The sequence below is a fragment of the Streptomyces sp. NPDC001270 genome (assembly GCF_042896695.1).
Classification (GTDB): Bacteria; Actinomycetota; Actinomycetes; order Streptomycetales; family Streptomycetaceae; genus Streptomyces.
In genome coordinates this window covers 79405-94883 of sequence record NZ_JBIAXM010000016.1, presented here as the reverse complement: position 1 = coordinate 94883, position 15479 = coordinate 79405, and the positions used below count along the sequence as shown (strand labels likewise).

Below are 15479 nucleotides of genomic sequence, written 5' to 3'. Positions count from 1 at the left end.
GTCAGCGCCAGGCGGTGGCCTCGGTCGCCTGGAGGCAGTACCGCTCGAATGTGCCGCCACCACCCTGCTTGGGGACCACACAGGCCGTGACCTGGAAATCCCCGTCCGGAACAGCGGCCATGCTCGTGAACTGGTCGTCGCCGTACTCCACCTCGGCACCTCGCGTGGTGCCGCCGGACACCTTCACCGTGACCAGGTCCCCGGGGCGGCCGTGCTCGATCCTCGCCCACACCGCCTTGCAGTCCTCGCTGTAGCGGATCTGGAGAAGGGCCGGGTTGTGCACCGCAGGTTTGAAGGTGCGGGCATCCTCACCGCAGCCCTGGTTCTGCGGGTTCTTGCCCTCGCACGCCTCTCCCGGACAGGTCGGCTCCTCGAAGAACGACTTCACCACGTGATCCCCGAGCGGAGTCACCACGGCGGCCACCACCGCGCCGACAACGGCAACCGCATACGCCAGCGCTGCCGGGCCGCTGAGCCACTTTCTCGCAGGGGGTTGCGGTGAAGGGTCGGCGGCCGGGTCGGAGTTGTCATCGGTGCTGCTCGCGGTCATGAGGGTTCGCCTTGATTGACTGGTCCTGGAGGCCAGGATCGCTTCCTGTTACGGCACTGGAAAGGCGCAGCGCGGCAGCAGAGACGCATGACGGCCTTCCCCGCGTGTGCCCTTCAGTCAGGCAAACGACTGCGCCAGTCGTGGGCAACGGGTGCTCAGCTCCCCGATCCTCGCGGGACTGGACGTGTCGGGTTGCTGACCGAACCCGAGAGCCTCCGCCGAGCGATGTGCATGCCGAGTGGCAGGTTCACCCCATGGTGGCCGAGACGTTGGCGCAGAACTGCGGCCTGGGGTGACCGAATCAATTGATGGAGTGGGCGACCCACCATCACTGCTGAGGCGGGCCGTTCCACAGCCGCATCACCACAGCTGCCAGTTCCTTCAGGAGCCCGGCTGGTGCGGACTCCTTCACCACGCGGAACTCGAACTCCGTCTTGCCGTCCTTGCGCTTGATCCGTACGTCGACCTTGGTCTGCAACCAGGCCACGGTGCCGGCCACGGCGGCAAGCGCGGGCCCCACCAGGTCGGCGCCCAGCCGGGTGTCGGACGGCGGGTCCGCAAGCACCGGTCCGGCCGCATCGCGGGTGGCGGGGTCCTCCACGAGTTCCGCGAGGACTCGACGGGCGGCCGCGTACTGACCGGGCCGATCGAGTTCGGCCAACTCGGCACCGCTGTACCCGCCCGCTCGGAGCACCGCGATCAGCAGCTCCCATGCCTCGTCCTGGTCCATCGGCAAGGCATGGGGCGGGCCGTCGGCCGTGAGATCCTCGGTCACTTCCTGCAAGGCCAGGACCAGCGACTTTTCGTCGAGTGCGGCGACCACGGATCTGGTCATGTGTGCCTCCAAAGACCGAATAGGGCCACAGCGGCCCAGTGGAACGGGTGGGACTCCCAGGGCCCAGCGGGCTGCCGCAGCATGGCGCGCTGAGCGTCCCAGAACGCCCGCCACGGCGGCTGCTCGGGCAAGGCGTCACCCTCGCCCAGGAGATGGCGGTAGAAGTCGGTGAAAAGCCTGCGTGAACTGGTGTCGTCGACGTTCCAGAGCGTCGCGACGACGGTGCGCACGCCGGAGTGCAGCAGTGCTTGCACGATGCCCTCCATGTGGCCCGTGCTGTACGGGTCCCGGCGCGCGGTCGAACAGGCCCGCAGCGTCATCAGGTCCAAGCGCAGTCCCTCGCCGGCCAACCGGCGGGCCGTCAGCAGATGGTCGAGCCTGGTCCTGATGTCGACGGTGTACGGCTCCCTGGGCGGCCGCTGTCCGCCGTACGCCAGGAGGACGCCCGAGTCCATCGGCTCGGCCGTGTCGAACCAACCGTGCGCTGTCAGATGCGCCACGGACGCGGCACGCAACTCCGACGCCACCACGTCGGGAGTTGCTTCGACTCCGGTCGTACCGGTGACGTGCCAGCCGCCGGCGGAGACGATCTCCGCGTCCCGCTCCAGTCGTCCGGGCTCCCCGTCCTCGTGTGCGGCAACCGCGCCGACGTACACCGTGGAGCTGCCCCGGGCAGGCGGTAGGCCGCCCAGCATGAGCAGGGTCGTGGCGTTGCCGACCTGGACGACGGCGTGCCGGTGGGCGAGGGGAAGGCCGTCGTCGCCGGGTACGGGCAGGGCATGCAGTGGCAGGTCGTGCAGCGGTCCGTCGGCCGCAATGCACAGGAGATCGCGGCCGGTTACGTGGGGCAGTACGGCGAGCAGCGCGGGGGCCAACTCGTCGAAGAAGGCGAGGCTGCGCTTCCAGGGCCGCTGCGGCGGGAGCTGTCCCTGCGGCGGGAAAGCATCCGGGTCGCCGTCGAAAGTGCGTCGCAGCCGCTCGGCTGCCTGCCGCAAGACGTCAAGGTCCAGCGGCGTGCGGACGGCTGTGAGCCGGTCCGTCTGTGGGACGTAGGAGAATGCGGTCATGTCGCCACTGCCACAGAAATACGACACGAAGGCGCAGTCGGCGGCGTCATGGTGGGCGCGCAGCCAGTTCCTCAGGGCCGCGAAACGGGCGGGCGTGATGGGCTGGCGGCCCGCGCCGCTGGTCCACGTCTTGTACTCCTCGTGCAGGTCGAAGGCCAGTTCCAGCCTGGGCTCGCCGGTCGGCGGGCGCACCGCGGATCCGTGGTCCACCAGCAGTTCGATCAGGTGCTCGTAAACTGAGTGGTGCAGTGCCACCAGCGCGGGCCTGTCCTGGACGGCCCCGTCCGACAGAATCGTCAGCAATCGGCCGCGGGCCTCCCCCAACACGTCGAAGGCTTCTTGCAGGGCCTCGGGCCGCTCGGCACCCCAGCGCGTCAGTGCGCGTGCCAGATATCCGGTCGTCACGATCTGTATCTGCGTGCCCGAGGGTTGTCTTGTGGCCGATGTGTGCAGGGCGCGCAGGCTTGCAACGGCCTCGGCGTGCCGGCCGGCCCGTTGATTCCGGGATGCCTGCGCCGTCCGGAACATGGCGCGTGCCTCCCATGAATCGAACGTGCCGCCTCGCGCGCTGTGAAGCAGCTCCGCCGTCTCCATGAGCAGGTCGCCGAGTTCGCCCATGTCTTTGAACCTGGTTACTACCGCAGCCAGCGTCAGTTCGAGGACTCCGCCGGCTGGGCTCAGACACTTCATCATGGCCTGGAAGTACGCCTCGCCGGCCTCCTCCTCGTTTCCCTCGTCCCGAGCCAGGTCGCCGATGCCGAGCAGGGCGGTCGCCATACTGATCCCCTCGGCGCCCTCTTCCTCCGCCAGCTCCCGTGCCCGGGTGAAGCAACTGCGCGCCGCCCTGATCTCGCCGGCGTCCCGGTAGGCGCTACCGAGGTTGTTGAGGACCGGAGGGAGACGGCCTCCGTTGGCCTCTGTATTGGCCAACACTCGGCGGAATTCGCGCACACCCTCCCTGGCGCGGCCGGCCTTCAGGTAGGAGAAGGCGAGAGCGGAATGGGCCTGGTACTTGCCTTCGCGGTCCCCACCGGAGGAAGCCGCGTCCATCGCTTCCCGGAAGGAATACCTGGCCTGTTCGTATGCTCCGCAGTCGTCGCAAAGGAGCCCACGCAGGAAGTGGTACCGGCTGCGCAAGAGCTGGGTGCGAGAATCGCCCGCCAGGGGACCGCCCGTATCCGGCCCCAGTGTCTCGGCGTTGAGCAGCGCAAGGGCCTCTACGGCCCGCCCCGCGTCCCTCAGCTCGCCGGCCAGGTGCAACCGGAGTCCCGCGGATCGTACGCGTTCCTCCGGAGCGAACGGCGGGATCATCGCAGCGTTGTGCAGCAGGACCAGTGCGGTGTCGAGATCGCCGCGCCGCAGCCGGGTCAACGCCTCGCGCTCCGATGCCTGGCGGACCGTGTCGAACGAGCGCAGGAAATCGGGTGCCGAGTCCCAGAGACCGGATTCCACGATGTGGTTGCGTACGTTGCGGGGGCCGGTCAGCGACAGACGCAGGCGTTCGACTGTCCCGTGGTGGAAGTCCGCGACCGCGGCCTCAGCGGGGCGTCCGCGGGAGAGGAGCTCTTCCCGCACGCGGGTGAGTTCACCCAGCAGCGCGTGCGGATCGAAGTGACCCGCCCCCTGGGTGAGCAATCCTTCGGCCCGCTCCACCGAGTCGGTGGCCATCAGGTCCGCGGCCAGCCCCCGCAAGGCGCGGCTCGGTGCGGTGCCGGTTCCCTCGTCCGCACTGCGGCCGTCGGACGCGTTCTGCTCACGGTCCGACGGGCGCCGCCCGTCACCCAAGGGTGAGATGTTCCTCCAGACCAACTGCGCCCACTGGGCGTCGCTGTCGCCGGCTGACGCCCCGCGCGCCGACTGTCGCGTCCGGTCGGCGCGAGCACGCACCTCGGCGCTGTCCCCACGAGCCGTCCTCATGTCGCGGACAACCGTCAGTACCTTCGAATGAGGGGCCGCATCCTCAAGTTTTCGCAGCGTGCCGTTCAGCTCCGTCTCCGGTCCATCCCCCGCGAGCAGCCCGAGTACCAGGATCTCCAGGGCTGCCGGATCGCCGGTCGCCGCACGGCACGCCCTTCGTGCCGCGTCGAGGACATCGTCGCCCGTGACTTCACCCCCTGGCAGGCGAGCCAGCCCGTACATCGTCAGGGCCAGGTCCTGGTGGTCGAAGGGGGTCGCCAGTCCAAGCTCGGCGCGCTCCTGGAGGGCGGCGGCTCTCAGCTCCAGCAGCCGCGTCTGTCCCGCCTCACCCTCCAGCTCTGCGATGCGCTGCTCAGCCACGCGCCGCTCGGGAGTACCAGGGTTCGCGCTGTCGCGGCAGGCCCGTAGTACGCGTGCGCACTCGGCGCGCAGACCGGTGACCAGATGGCAGGTGGCCAGATTGAGACGCGCGATGAGCATGTCCGGTTGCTGGGCCAGCAGGACACGCCACACCCGCACCGCGTCGTAAGGGTCCCCGTTCCACAGCAGACCAGCGGCGAATCGGTTGATATCCGGGGGATTGCCGTTCCTGGCCGCGGAGGCGAGCCGTCGCAGAGCCTCGGTCCGCTCGCTCTTGGGACGGCCGCTCCGCAGTACGGCGATGGGATCACCGGGACGCGTCGGCTCGTCGAACAAAATGGGCCAGTCAAGACGTTTACTCAAAAGTCTTCACACTCACCATGGCCTGACATGAACCACCTGAACCCGCTACAGGCAACAGTCGCGGAAGTAGGCTCCTCCCTACGGTTAGGCTACGCGGCCCCGCCCGCCGGGGGAAAGGAATCAGGAACCTCCTTCTCGGCAGCGTCCGGCCCCGAAGTCCCGAGACTTCGCGGGGGACGGCTTGCGGTGGCACCCGGTGCGGACGGTACGGAATCGGCAGGCGTCAGGGCGGAGCCGGCGACGAGCTTGCCGCAGGCGGTTCCCTTCCTCCAAGGTGGGCGCTATGCAGTCGCCGACCGGTCGCAACTCCCGAGACGCCTTCGGAGGGATCGCCGAGGGCTTCTCCCGCGGCGGGTCCCGATTCACCGCGAGAGAGGGCTTACGGGCCGGCTCCAGCCTCCCGTTCGACCGTCGCGTGGTGATCCTGGTCGAGATCGCCGACGACCCTAACGAGACAGCTCTGGCCGAGGAGTTGTTCGCCGACCGCGGGTGGCCGGTGCGCCCCGCGGAGGAACCCGAACGGGCCGGCTGCCCGCCCGAGCGCGTCGCCCGCGTGGTGGAGGTCCGGCTGACCGGGGCGCGGGAAGGTGCTGTCGAGCGGGCGCTCGGCCTGGTCGACCGGCTCGCGGTGGCGGCCTCGCTGAACATGTGGGCTCGGGACGCCGTCCTCCTGGAGCACGAACCGGAGCGGTACACGGCCTGGCGGGTGCGTCCCGCTCCCGGCGTCCCACGGCCCGGCCGCGTGGTCCGGGCTGTCGAACCCCGCGGCCGGGCAGGCGCACTCGCCGACCTGCGCGCCCGGGAGCTGGCCGGTCACGTGCACGCCTCGGCCGTCGACCTCGATCCCGCCGACACGCCGTCCACCGATGTCAGGGCCAACCTCCTGCTGGTCAACCTCGGGAATGCGGTGGCCTTTTCGGCTGCCGTCCTGGCCATTGCGCCGCACACCGGCTGGCAGCCCTTCGGATGGTCGGCGACCGTGCTGTTCGGTCTGCCCTGGCTGATTGCGGGTCTTCGCCACGCGCTGCGGGACTCCCCTGCGCGGCGGGCCGCCCTGTGGGCCCTGCCTCTGGCTTCGCCGGTCCTGCTGCCGTTCGTGACCTGGCTCGGCGGGCTGGTCCAGGACCGCTACATCAGCTCGTTCGGCATACCGTCCGACTCGGTGCACGCGGGCACGATCGACCGCCTGTGGGCAGGAGCACTGCCGGTGGCGGGGGTGCTCTACTGCGTGGCGTTCGGGGTCGCGGCGTACGGCTGGAACCGGCGGTTCCATGCGCATCCCGACGCCCAGGATCTGGGCAACGCCGCCTTCGCGGCGGGTGCCGGCCTCTTCGTCGGCCTGGTCCTCGTCGTGATGCCGTTCTACCTCCGCGCCGGCGCCTCGGCCACGGCCGAGAACGCCGCGGCCCGCTTCCAGGAGCCTCCGCCCTACTACGGCCTGCGCCCTGTCCTGGTCTGCGTCCGGCCCGTCACACCCGTGACCCACCCCGAACGCGGCTTTCCCGGTGCCTCCTACGGGGGCACCGTGCCCCTCACCCACCCGGTGCTCACGTTCGGTCCCGACGCCGACCGCATCTGGCTCTGGGACCCCCAGTCCCGCCAGACCTTCAGCATGGATCTCGCCGACGCCACGTTCGAGCCCCTCGACACGGACTTCACGAGCAAAGACCACCCGTGCGCCTGACGCAAGGTCGCTGTCCCCTGGCGTGAACTGGGCCGTGTCGCTCTGACAGCCGGTGTCCTGACTCAAAGGCTGGAGGGATGTATCGCGCCATCAGGGCCGAGGACGGTATTCCGCACCGCACCGCACCGCCTGCCGGGCGCTGGGTGTGTCCGAGTCGTGGTTCCTACAAATGGCGTGACCGGCCGCCGAGCGCGCGTAAGGTGTGCGGCGTGATCACGCACGGGGACAGGGCCCGCTCCCCCGGGTACGCGTCGGAGTCCATGGCGCCGACCGCGGTCGGTGGATGAACATCCTCAGGTGAGAGCGGGCTGGGCAAGCAAGGTCAGTACCGGGGGGCGTACGGGTTACCCGGCTGAGGATACGCATTGCCCGGCTGCGGATACGGGTTACCCGGCCGAGGATACGCATTGCCCGGCTGCGGATACGGGTTACCCGGCCGAGGATACGCATTGCCCGGCTGCGGGTACGCGTTGCCCGGCTGCGGGTACGCGTTGCCCGGCTGCGGGTACGCGTTGCCCGGCTGCGGATAGGGGTTACCCGGCTGAGAGTTACCCGCCTGCGGGTTACCCGGCTGAGAGTTACCCGGCTGAGAGTTGCCCGCCTGCGGGTTACCCGGCTGCATGGTGAACGAGCCATTGTGCAGCGGCCCCGGCGTGTAGCCGCCACTGGTCAGTGCCTGCGGCGCCATGGCGTCCATTGACTTTCCATCCACGGCGACTTGGGTGAAACGCACGCTATCGATTTCCGGATATGCCTGGTTGGGCGACTCGATGATCGCCTCCGCGCTGACATTATTCGCCTGAACCGTCTTTTTGACGCTCTCGGTCCAGCCCTTGGTGTTGTCGGTCAGGGCCAGCGTGTAGCCACCCGCGCCATCGGAGGTGACCGACGCGGTCATGCTGTCCCCCTCGGAGACCGGATCCTGCCAGTACACCGGTGGGGACGGAAACATCTCGTACCAAGCGGTTCTCACCGGGGAACCGCTGGAGCAGTCGGTCTGCACCCCAGCCTGCTCCACCGTGCGTGAGCCCCAGCCGTCCAGCCCGACCCAGGGGGCGAACTTGTCGTTGTTGGAACGGCAGACGACGTGCGGCTCGGTCCACGAGCCGGTGATCTTGGTGAAGCTGCCCTGGGCCACGTAGCCGCCCCAGTTCGAGTCGCCTGACTGGTACTGGGCCCTGGAGTCGAACCGCACAGTCGGCATCGCGGTGGCGGCGGAGGCCACCGGGGAAAGAGCTGTCGCCGCGAGAACCAGCCCTGCTGCCGCGAATGCGGCCGGGGTGCGTCTTGTAGTGCCTGCGCTGCCTATTCGCATAACGATGACCGGTCTCCCTGCGAGATGTGGAACTGAGGTCAGTTGAGAGGGGACCGTCCGTGCGGACGGTCTACGGGGACTGGTGGTGGCAGTGCCGTCCGGAAGACGTCGTGCTGCCGACCTACGTGACACGAACACGCCGCAGGGGCGGCGAGTTGCCGACGAGCGAGCCACTTGGCTCGTCGCGCGGCCATACGGTTCATCCACAGGACCGGTGACGCTGCCGGCATTCGACGGGCGGTGTCGCGCGGCGTCGTAGGCTCCGGCCCGGCGACGACTTGCTGGGATATTTCATCCCGCTGGTAGCAATGACAAGTGCTTTGTGATGGTCGTCACCAGGTCGCTCGTCATATTGTTACGGGACAGCAAGAGGGCGTTTTAAGAGAGTTAGCACCGTTTCCATGCATTGTGACCACCCGAAAGAACCGTCATTTCGGACACCAAGAGGCTGGCAAGTCCGGACTCCTGACGCCCAGAGCGCCGCCTGCCGTCACGCCGGGCGATACCCGCAGGTCGACCGCGCCTCTATGTACACCAATTGCAGTAAATACGGATGAAAAACTGCAAAATTCCCGCTCGGCCGAGTGACGTCGTCGCATCACAGCGCACCAGGGGAGACGGCAGTGCAGGTGAGGGCGATTCTTGAAATCGACTCTGTCCGCAGTTCCGTGAAGCTCACGGCTGGATGAGGATCCGGACCCGGAGGAGTTCGAACGAGATTTGGTCGCACATGGCCCGCTTGAGTGTTTTCATCCGGTTTGCGTGTCCTTCGGCGACTCCGATTTCCGGCAGTCCGGGCACCGGGCGGGGCGAGCGGGGGACACCCCTCGACCACAAGGACGTCCCAGGAGCCGCCGACGCGCCCCACTCGTACACCGATACTCGTACACCGATCCTGGGAAGCAGGGTCGGCGCTGAGACCGGCCCCGGCCGATCGGCGTCGAGCATCAGGTGCCGCTCGACGCTCTGAGCGACTCGGGCCTGCTCGGCCTCGACCGTGCCGCTGATCCAGCCCCGCTCCGGACCATCGGACAGCGCTCAGGCCGAGCCGTCGTAGTAGAACGCCGTGTCGTTGCAGTTGAAGTCCGCACCGCTCGCGGTGTTGCGCAGACAAACCGTCAGTGTGTAGTTACCGCGGAACGGCTGGGGCAGGAAGCCGCTGGTCGCGCCGTCTTCTGTGCCGCCGACACAGGAACCGCTTCCGCCCGCGGCGTGTCGCGTCACGCTCCAGGAAGTTCCGTCTTTGGACAAGCGGCCGACGGCGCGGTAACCGTCCGCTGTCCCCCTGTCGCAGACCCTGAGCCAGAAGTACTCACCGGTCAGGTAGGCGTTCGAGGTGCCGTACCCGCCTTTCGCCGACCGCTCCGAGTAGACGGTGTGGTCCGCGTAGGCACTCGCCGGAGCTGCGGCGAGCAGTATCAAGGCCAGACCGGTTGCGGCACCACCGGCGGAGACTGCCCAACGTGCAGTTCGCATGATCACTCCTGATTCATGAAGGAGACGGCCGGACACCGTCTGGCTGATCGTTACGCCTGGTTGGGGACCGGCTTCAGCAGCGCCTCGGCAGCGGCGGGTTCGGCGTTCGCAGGGTCGGCGTACGCGGGCGTCATGACCCCAGCCGCCACGGCCGTCGACCCGATCAGCCGTACCTTCGCGGCGCGCCATGGTGTGCGTGCCGTGGTGCTCGGCCTGCTCACGGCTCCCCCTCTGTTCCTTGTGGACTCACCCAATAGCGGTGCGGTCACGAGGATGCCGACGGCGGCAACAAGCGTCGTTGACTTTCACCGCACAGTGCTTGTCGATTCCTGCACTCAGCCGTGATGGGCGTAGTGGCGGTAGTCCCTGGGTGCCATGCCGTAGGCGCTGTGGAAGACCCGGCTGAAGGGTGCGGGCTCGTTGAATCCCCGCCGGGCCGCGATGACATGGAGGGGCCGCAGGCGTTACCGCAACTGCTCGGCCCCGGCGCCCGCTCCCCGTCCCTCACCTTGGGAAGACCTGGCTGCCGTTGATCTTGATCGTGCAGCCGTTGTCCTCGCGGCCATGGGCCGGCGCGGCGGTTGCGGGAAGAGCGAGCGTGGCCAGGAGAACTCCGCGATCAGCCGGCGTGGTCTGCGGCGGCCGGCTCTCGGTGCAGTGCGTCAGCGATTGCGTCGGCCAGGGACGTGGCTGGACGTCCGAGCAGGCGGTGCAGGTCACCGGAGGTCGTCAGCAACTCGTCGCGGCTCATGCCGAGGTCGGCGTCGGCGAGAACCTCCGCCAACTCGGCAGGCAGGTCCGCACCGGTCAGCACGCGGACGAGTTCGTCCGCCGGGAGGTCGGTGTAGGTGATCTGCCTGCCGGTGGCGGCCGAGATCGCCGCGGCGAGGCCGGTGAGGGTGAACGCCTCGTCGCCACCCAGTTCGTACACCTTGCCGGCATGGCCTTCGGTGGTCAGCACGACCGCGGCGGCCTCGGCGTAATCGGCACGGGTCGCGGCGCTGATCCTGCCCTGGCCGGCGGACCCGACGACGGCGCCGTTCCGCAGCACCAGCGGCAATTGGCCGGTGTAGTTCTCCAGGTACCAGCTGTTGCGCAGCAGCACGCCGGGTACTCCGCGCTGCCGCAGAAGTTCCTCGGTGGCGCGGTGGGTGGCGGCGAGGACGGTGGTGGCCGTGTCCGCGTGCGACATGCTCGTGTACGCCACCAGCGACACACCTGCCGCCGCCGCGGCGTCGATGGCACGGCAGTGGTTGGCGACCCGCTCGTCCACGGTCGTGGTGGATACGAGCAGCAACCTGTCCGCGCCCGCGAAGGCCGCCGCGAGACTGTCCGGGTCCGCGAAGTCGGCCCGGCGCACCACGACACCGCGGTCGGCGAACTCCTCGATCCTGGTGGTGTCCCGGCCGGTCGCGACGATGTCCGAGGCCGGCACCCCGCGCCGCAGCAGTGCTTCGACGGTGAGCCTGCCCAACTGGCCGGAGGCTCCGGTGACCACGATCGACATGAGGTTGCTCCTTCCCGCCACGGACCTCCCGTGGCATGGCAAAGCAACAATGACCTGCATGCTCTCCATTGGTAAGCAGCCACTTGGCGGTAAGGTGGCAACGTGCAGGAAAGCATTGAGGTGAGCGACTTGGCGACAGCTGAGGATGTGACAGAGCCCATAGCGTCATGGGACCCGTACGCGCGTGGCTGCCCGTCGCGTGACCTGCTCGACCAGATCGGCAGCAAATGGGCGGTTCTGGTGATAGGCGAACTCGGCAGGCACGGGGCGTGCCGGTTCACCCAGCTGCGGCAGCGGCTGGCCGGGGTGAGCGAGAAGATGCTCACCCAGACACTGCGCATCCTGGAACGCGACGGACTGGTCCGGCGGACCGTGTACCCGGAGATACCGGCCCGCGTGGAGTACGGCCTTTCTCCGCTCGGCCAGACGCTGCGGGAACCCCTTCGAGCACTCACGGAATGGTCGGTGCAGCACACGGATGAAGTCCTCGCCGCCCGTGAGGAGTACGAACTCCGCGCCAAGAAGCAGTCGTAGGTGCGCTCCACCGCCTGGGTGGACGCGCCGGTCTTCCGCCGCTTCGCCGGGAGATTCCCCCTTGTCACCGGTGGAAGAGGTGGAAGCCGTAGTGGTGGGGTGCCGTGCCCAGGCAGCGGCCCCGGACCGAGGCAGCCGGTGCGCCCGCGGTGGGCGGGGATGTGCGGCAACCGCGTGTTCTCGGGGACGAGTTCGCGTTCTGACTCACCCGCGGCCCACGGCATCCGTGGGTTTCGGATTCGTCACCGCTCTGACATGGGTGTGGCCTCCTGGTGATCGGCCGAAGTGGATGTGGTCAGGCGCTCATGGCCTGCTGGACGACGTGACTGTCCGCGGTCTGTACCAGGTGGGTGAGCCTGCCGTCGCGAATGGTCCACAGGTGGATGAACCGCGCATCCGACTGCTGCCCGGACTTGGACACGGCGTGGTAGTGGCCGCAAACGAAGACGTGGTCATCGACGCCGTAGAACTCCTCGGCCACCGCTTCGAAGGAGCTGAAGTGGGGGGCGAGCCGGCCGAAGAAGTCGCTGCGGACGCCGGCCCAGCCGTGGTAGACGCCGCCGTAGGGGAAGCCGACGGGGATGTCCCACACGATGTCGGGTCGATGATCTCGGCGGTCACGTCGGGGGTTGCGCCGGGTTCGTACGCACGACGGACGAGCGTGATGTTGGCGTTGTCGGACATGATCGTGCTCCTTTGGCAGTGTGTGTGGTGGTGGGGCGGTCTCGGGTCGGCCCGGCCAGTGCGGCATGACCCTGTGGCGAAGACGGCGGCCTCGTGAGCGGCACAGGCGTCGAGGCGCTCGACGGCGGCGAAGTCGGATGCACACACGGCCTCCGTGCCCGCGTCGACCGGGCGTCCTCGCCAGGCGCCGTGCTGGACCGGCTGTCGGACACGCCCGCGCTGATCGTGTCGACCCTCATGGAAGTGCTGGTGCAGAACCGGCTCGCGGAAGCGTTGTACGGCGATCGGTCCCGGCACACCGGGCTCGCCCGCAGCGAGATCTACCGCTGGTTCACCGATCCCGCCGAGCGACGCGTCTACCCGGAGCACGATCGGGATTGGCAGAGCCGCTCGCTGGTGGCGAACCTGCGGGCGGCGCACGGGACGATGGGATCGCAGTCGCGGGCGGGTGAGCTGGTCCGTGCCCTGCTCGCGAAGAGCGCCGAGTTCGCCCGGCTGTGGGAACGGCACGAGGTGGCCGCCCGCTTCACGGACCACAAGGTGCTGATCCATCCGGAACTCGGCGAGATCGAAGTGGATTGCCAGGTGTTGTTCACCGAGGAACAGTCGCAGGCCCTGCTCGTGCTGACCGCACCGCCGCGCAGCGAAGCGTTCGAGAAGATCAGGCTGCTGGGCGTGCTGGGACACGAACAGTTCGAGGACGTTCGCTGAGCCGGCCACGGACCGGCCGGGCGATCTGCGGGATGAGCAGTCCGAGCCAGGGCAGCACCGCGGCCTCCGCCGTGAGCCCGCCGGGGTTCAGGCGGTCCGGGCGTGGGGGGTGAGGTGGTGGGGGAACCGAATGCAGCAGGCGGCCGCGGCGCAGGCGGCCGCGAGCACCAGGGCGGCGCCGAGCAGGAGCGCGGAGTGGTATCCGTGCCGCAGCAGCGGTGCGGCCAGCAGGGGGCCGAGGATCTGGCCGAGGCTGTAGCCGGTGGTGAGCAGGGCGATGGCACGCGGGATACGCAGATGGGTACCGATGGCGAGGGCCATCGTGCTCACGCCCATGAAGGTGGCGCCGAACAGGACGGCGGCGGCGAGCGCGGGGCCACTGCCGGCGTACAGGGCGGGCAGGGCGATGCCGACGGCCTGGAGAGACAGGGCGATCATGAGGAGGACCGGGCGGGATATGCGCCGGGCCAGGCGCATCCACAGCGCGCAGGACGGCAGCGCGGCCAGGCCGACGACGATCCAGGCACCGCTGCCGATCCAGCCGGGCGCACCCTGCTGGAGGGCGGCGACCAGGAAGGTCCCGGCGATGATGTAGCCGATGCCCTCCAGTAGGTAGCTGGCGAGCAGGGCCGCGAACCAGCGCTGGGTGCGCGGCCGTTCGGCCCCCGCCGCGGCGGCGGGGGCCACGGCGGTCGCGCCTCGTGACGCCAGGTTCCAGGCGGCAGCGGTCAACAGCGCGGTGAGCCCGGCGCAGGCCGACCAGGCCGCCTGCCAGGAGCCGACCTGCTGCACCGCCACCACCGCCAGCCCGGACAGCGCGATTCCCCCGCCGACCCCGCCGAAGGCCCAGCCGGTCATGTGCTCGGCGTGCGCGGCGAGACCGGCCAGCATGGCACTCGTCGCGATCATGAATACGACGGCGCTGGCCGCGCCCGCCACCAGCCGCAGTGCCCACCAGGCGGCGCCGTCGTGGGTGAGGGGCATCAGGGCGAGGCTCACCGCCAGGACCAGCAGCCCGGCACGCAGCCCGGCCGCCGAGCGGAGCAGCGCGGGGACGGCGATCCCGAGCAGGGCGCCGACCAGGTAGCCGACGTAGTTGGCGGTGGCCAGCGCGGCCCCCAGGCTGTCCGACATCCCGGCCTGGGTGTGCATCAGCGGCATGATCGGCGTGTACGCGAACCGCCCCACCCCCATCGCGGCGGCCAGGGCCGCGGCGCCCCGCAGCGCGGTCGGCCACGGCGAGGCGGTCTGCGGCCGGGACCCGCGGCGGCACCGGTCGGGTGATGCGGACAGCTCAGGCATGATCACCAACTCTCGTGACGTCCCGTGCGGGACGGCTTCGCACAACGCTAGAGCGCCCGCGCCCTGCTTGGAAATGCCGGTTACGCTGCATCCATGCGCCATGGGTATGGAACGGGGCGAGGATGACGGCGCCCGGTCCGGCCGGAGCCTCCGGGATCGAGCTGCGGCATCTGCGGGCCTTCGCCGCCGTTGCCCGGCACCGCTCCTTCACCCGGGCCGCCGAGGAACTGCTGATCACCCAGCCGGCCCTCAGCCGCACCGTCGCCCAGCTGGAGAAGGCTCTCGGCGTGCGCCTGGTGGACCGCTCCTCCCGTACCGTCCACCTCACCGACACCGGCAGGGAGTTCCTCCTCCATGCCGAGCGCACCCTGTCCGCCTTCGACGCGGCTGTCGCCGCCGCGCGCCGCGAATCCGCCCTGCGGCTCGGCTTCAGCTGGCTGCTGCCCGACCCCTGGGCCCAGCGCACCATCGCCCGCTTCGAACGCGACACCGGCACCCGGGTCGAGCTGGTGCGCTGCGACGACCCCTGTGCCGCCCTCGACCGCCGGAGCATCGACGTCGCCCTGCTGCGCGGCACCCGGCCGGTCGAGCCGCGTGTGCGGATCTTGCACCTGTACGACGAGACCCGCGTCGCCGTTCGTGCCCGCGACGACCTGTCGTCCGGCACCAGCGCCTCGGCCGACCGCCTGGACTGGAGGGACGCCCGCGACTGGACCCTCGTCGTCAACACCGCCAGCGGCACCACCGGCCCCTGGTCCTGGCCGCACGGGGGCGGCCCCCGGCAGTTCGTGGAGACCGCGAACTTCGACGAGTGGCTGGAGTCGGTCGCCGCCGGGCGCGGCATCGGCATCGTCCCGACGGCCGCCGAACGACGCATCCACCACCCCTCGCTGCGCTTCCTCCCCCTGACCGGGGCCCCGCCGATCCCGGTCCGCCTCGCCTGGGACCCCACCGCGGGCACCCCGTCCAGCCTGATCCGCCACTTCCTCGCCGCGGCCCGCGAGGCCGCCACGACCTGCATGCATACGCAGGAGGCATAGCAGTGCATGCCGCGCTCTCCGGTACCGGCGTCCACGCCGCACACGTGGCGATCGCCGCCTACATCGGCCAGGGCGGCCACGACTCCCAGCCTCAGACCATCGCCGACGCCTGCTGGCGGCTGCACACCGGACGC

Annotated in this window: 13 protein-coding genes; 4 read left to right on the top strand and 9 right to left on the bottom strand. The window is 69.5% G+C overall.

What is annotated here, in order from left to right; genetic code table 11:
• Position 1: 1 nt before the first annotated feature.
• From ACFY2B_RS26200 to ACFY2B_RS26190, 3 genes are all read right to left on the bottom strand, one after another.
• Positions 2-550: a DUF2690 domain-containing protein gene (locus tag ACFY2B_RS26200; RefSeq protein WP_390765520.1), complete on the bottom strand. Its 549-nt coding sequence runs from the start codon at positions 548-550 to the stop codon at positions 2-4.
• A 328-nt stretch (positions 551-878) separates the two neighbouring features.
• Entirely contained in the window at positions 879-1385 is a 507-nt protein-coding gene (locus ACFY2B_RS26195; protein WP_390765519.1) for a hypothetical protein, read from the bottom strand.
• Positions 1382-5092: a CHAT domain-containing protein gene (locus ACFY2B_RS26190; protein ID WP_390765518.1), complete on the bottom strand. Its 3711-nt coding sequence runs from the start codon at positions 5090-5092 to the stop codon at positions 1382-1384. Before ACFY2B_RS26190 ends, ACFY2B_RS26195 begins: the two co-directional genes overlap by 4 nt.
• 283 nt (positions 5093-5375) lie before the next feature.
• Here ACFY2B_RS26190 and ACFY2B_RS26185 point away from each other — a divergent pair, with 283 nt between their 5' ends.
• Positions 5376-6776: a hypothetical protein gene (locus ACFY2B_RS26185; RefSeq protein ID WP_390765517.1), complete on the top strand. Its 1401-nt coding sequence runs from the start codon at positions 5376-5378 to the stop codon at positions 6774-6776.
• A 322-nt stretch (positions 6777-7098) separates the two neighbouring features.
• Here the strand turns inward: ACFY2B_RS26185 and ACFY2B_RS26180 are convergent, their stop codons facing one another.
• The 4 genes from ACFY2B_RS26180 to ACFY2B_RS26165 form a co-directional block, all read right to left on the bottom strand.
• A complete protein-coding gene (locus ACFY2B_RS26180) occupies positions 7099-8001 on the bottom strand; it encodes a G1 family glutamic endopeptidase (RefSeq protein WP_390765516.1) in 903 nt (300 codons plus the stop codon).
• 1128 nt (positions 8002-9129) lie between these two features.
• Complete coding sequence (locus ACFY2B_RS26175; protein ID WP_390765515.1) at positions 9130-9567, bottom strand: hypothetical protein; 438 nt, start codon at positions 9565-9567, stop codon at positions 9130-9132.
• Between the two features lie 50 nt (positions 9568-9617).
• A complete protein-coding gene (locus ACFY2B_RS26170) occupies positions 9618-9788 on the bottom strand; it encodes a hypothetical protein (protein ID WP_390765514.1) in 171 nt (56 codons plus the stop codon).
• Between the two features lie 398 nt (positions 9789-10186).
• The gene (locus tag ACFY2B_RS26165; RefSeq protein WP_390765513.1) at positions 10187-11074 is read right to left on the bottom strand and encodes an SDR family oxidoreductase; all 888 of its coding nucleotides are present in this window, start codon (positions 11072-11074) and stop codon (positions 10187-10189) included.
• A gap of 147 nt (positions 11075-11221) precedes the next feature.
• Between ACFY2B_RS26165 and ACFY2B_RS26160 the strand changes: the two genes are divergently transcribed.
• Complete coding sequence (locus ACFY2B_RS26160; protein WP_390765512.1) at positions 11222-11608, top strand: winged helix-turn-helix transcriptional regulator; 387 nt, start codon at positions 11222-11224, stop codon at positions 11606-11608.
• 295 nt (positions 11609-11903) lie between these two features.
• Here the strand turns inward: ACFY2B_RS26160 and ACFY2B_RS26155 are convergent, their stop codons facing one another.
• A complete protein-coding gene (locus tag ACFY2B_RS26155; protein WP_390765511.1) occupies positions 11904-12200 on the bottom strand; it encodes a nuclear transport factor 2 family protein in 297 nt (98 codons plus the stop codon).
• 281 nt (positions 12201-12481) lie between these two features.
• Between ACFY2B_RS26155 and ACFY2B_RS26150 the strand changes: the two genes are divergently transcribed.
• Positions 12482-13003 carry a hypothetical protein gene (locus tag ACFY2B_RS26150; protein ID WP_390765510.1) on the top strand — a complete coding sequence of 174 codons (522 nt, stop codon included), beginning with the start codon at positions 12482-12484 and terminating at the stop codon, positions 13001-13003.
• Positions 13004-13090: 87 nt separating this feature from the next.
• Here ACFY2B_RS26150 and ACFY2B_RS26145 read toward each other — a convergent pair whose 3' ends face one another.
• The gene (locus ACFY2B_RS26145) at positions 13091-14305 is read right to left on the bottom strand and encodes a YbfB/YjiJ family MFS transporter (RefSeq protein ID WP_390765509.1); all 1215 of its coding nucleotides are present in this window, start codon (positions 14303-14305) and stop codon (positions 13091-13093) included.
• Between the two features lie 122 nt (positions 14306-14427).
• On the opposite strand from ACFY2B_RS26145, the gene ACFY2B_RS26140 reads away from it, so the two are divergent.
• Positions 14428-15345, top strand: a complete 918-nt coding sequence (locus tag ACFY2B_RS26140) for a LysR family transcriptional regulator (RefSeq protein ID WP_390765508.1) — start codon at positions 14428-14430, stop codon at positions 15343-15345.
• Positions 15346-15479: the final 134 nt, after the last annotated feature.

Bases quoted from the DNA above. Each gene is read 5' to 3' on its own strand.
- ACFY2B_RS26175 (WP_390765515.1), bottom strand. From the start codon at position 9,567: ATGCGAACTGCACGTTGGGCAGTCTCCGCCGGTGGTGCCGCAACCGGT.
- ACFY2B_RS26145 (WP_390765509.1), bottom strand. From the start codon at position 14,305: ATGCCTGAGCTGTCCGCATCACCCGACCGGTGCCGCCGCGGGTCCCGG.
- ACFY2B_RS26140 (WP_390765508.1), top strand. From the start codon at position 14,428: ATGACGGCGCCCGGTCCGGCCGGAGCCTCCGGGATCGAGCTGCGGCAT.
- ACFY2B_RS26165 (WP_390765513.1), bottom strand. From the start codon at position 11,074: ATGTCGATCGTGGTCACCGGAGCCTCCGGCCAGTTGGGCAGGCTCACC.
- ACFY2B_RS26195 (WP_390765519.1), bottom strand. From the start codon at position 1,385: ATGACCAGATCCGTGGTCGCCGCACTCGACGAAAAGTCGCTGGTCCTG.
- ACFY2B_RS26200 (WP_390765520.1), bottom strand. From the start codon at position 550: ATGACCGCGAGCAGCACCGATGACAACTCCGACCCGGCCGCCGACCCT.
- ACFY2B_RS26185 (WP_390765517.1), top strand. From the start codon at position 5,376: ATGCAGTCGCCGACCGGTCGCAACTCCCGAGACGCCTTCGGAGGGATC.